Raw genomic sequence first — 2,037 nt, 5'->3', positions numbered from 1 at the left:
GCGGTGAGCACCGCGGGCAGCCCCGGCAGCGCGGGCGCGGCGTCGAAAGACTGGCCGGCCAGCAGCGCGACCTGCGCGCGCACCGCTTCGAGCGCCGCCATCAGGTCGTTGACCCGGGCCTTTGCGTCCTGCACCAGGTTCTGCGCATAGGCCTGCGCCTGGGCGAGCAGATCCTGCAATGTGTCTTTCAGCACCTGCAAGGCGGCTTCGGCGATGCGGCCCGGCTGCTGCGCCAGGTCCGCCACCAGGCCATAGAGCCGGCCCATCTCGTTGACCAGGCTTTCCAGCTGGGAACAGGCCTCCGATACGAAGCGCGGCACCTGTTCCGGCGTGCCGGCGGCGTTGGACACGGCTTCGATCACGTCGCCCAGCGGAATGCAGCCGAACAGCAGCGGAAAGGGCAGGTCCGAGGACAGCACCTTGGGGAAGATGTCGGGGCCGTTCATCTTGCCGGCCACGAAGTCCGACACCTTGCCGCTGACCGGCCCCGCCATGCGCGACAGGGCCGTGGGCCGCAGATTCGGTTGGACGAAGCCGCCCGCGCGGTCGCCTTGGGCGGAGAAGTTCAGCACGGCATCGCCGCGGTAGCCGGGCTCGGCGTCTATGTTGCCGAAGACCTGGCCGACGTTGCCGGAGTCGAATCCGAAGCGCAGGTAGTGGTCGTTCCAGCTCAGCACGCTGTTGCTGTCGCTGCCGGTCAGTTCGGCCAGCGCGGCGATGCGGATCTCGGCGCGCTTGATGCCGGGATAGAACACGGGGCCGTTCAGGGAGTCGCTGTAGGCGCGCAGCTGGGTGTTGCCTGGATCCAACAGGCCGTCGAACTCGATGGTCTCCGCTTGCGCCGCGGTATCGCCGGGCTTGAGCGGGGAGGCGAACGTGACGCGCTGCTGCTTGAGCTGCGCGGTGCGGCGGCTGGATTCGGCGTTGCGCCAGGCCTCCCGCGTTTGCTGCGCGAAGGCTTCCGCGTTCGCATAGTCCGGTGTCAGCCATTGGCCGCTGAGCTTGCGCGGGCAGGCCCGGCCGCCGTCCATGAAGATCATGGGCAGGTCGAACTGCACGTTGCGGCCGTCGATGTCGGTGGCCGAGCAGGCGAAGCGGAAGGGGATGGTTTCCACGCACGGCCAGAACAGCAATTGCCCGAGGCCGTCGATGCTGCTGGCCGCCGAAGTGGGCGCATCCAGGCTGGGCGTGACGGCCGTCAGGATGCGCACGCTGGAGAGCGGCATCCGGCGGTGCAGGAAGATCATGTTTCCGGTGTCGTCCCGCGCTTGCAGTTCCGGGTCGGCGTACACGCGTTCGCGTTCGCGCACGATGATGAACAGGCGTTGGCGCAGGTAGGCCGTGTTGCCGGGCGTGGTGCCCGTATGGAACTTGCGTTCGCTGACCTTCACCAGCGAGGCGCGGTGGCCGAAGGGAAACAGCAGGCCCTTGTAGACGACGCGGACGTAGTGGTCGCGGCCCATGGCGCCGCGATGCGTCCATTCTTCCAGAGACAGTCCCGGCGCGTCCCAGTTGCCGCGCGAATCCAGCCACGCACCCAGCGCGGACAGCATCAGCAGCTTGGCGTCCACGGCCTGCGGCGTGTAGTTGGCGACGGAGAAGTTCGACGACAGGTGCGCGATCTGGAAACGGTCGAAATCGTCCATCGGCATGCGGAAGGGCGAGGTGTTCGGCTCGGGCAGATAGCTCGCGGTCGGCACGGGAAAGGCCGCCTGCATGGGTTTGGTCGTGCCTTCGCCGCCCAGCGCCCAGACCGCGCGCACGGCCGGGCGGGGATCGTCCGCGCGCGGCGCGGTTGCGCTGTCCTGCGGCTGCGCGGCCAGCAGCTGGGTATGCCAGAGCTCGGTGTGTTGCGTGGCGGTGGAGGTCGCCGGTGCCTTGGCGTGGCGCCAGCGCTCTTCCGCGTGAGGACTGAGGATCAAGCGCCAGGGCAGTTCGATCGCGGTCTGCTGCGCGGCGGGCAACGCGGGCTTGGGGCCGCGCCTGAGGATGTCGATCAGGGCGCTGGTGCGCTGCAGTTCACGGACGGGTGTGCCG

The 2,037-nt window shown here is 68.7% G+C and carries 1 pseudogene; it reads right to left on the bottom strand.

From position 1 onward, the window contains the following. A pseudogene (locus tag WBB14_RS28480) lies at nucleotides 1-2,037 on the bottom strand (hypothetical protein); the annotation flags it as partial.

It is taken from the genome of Achromobacter sp. (assembly GCF_049647645.1).
Classification (GTDB): domain Bacteria; phylum Pseudomonadota; class Gammaproteobacteria; order Burkholderiales; family Burkholderiaceae_B; genus Achromobacter.
This window is presented reverse-complemented; position numbering and strand designations above follow the sequence as displayed.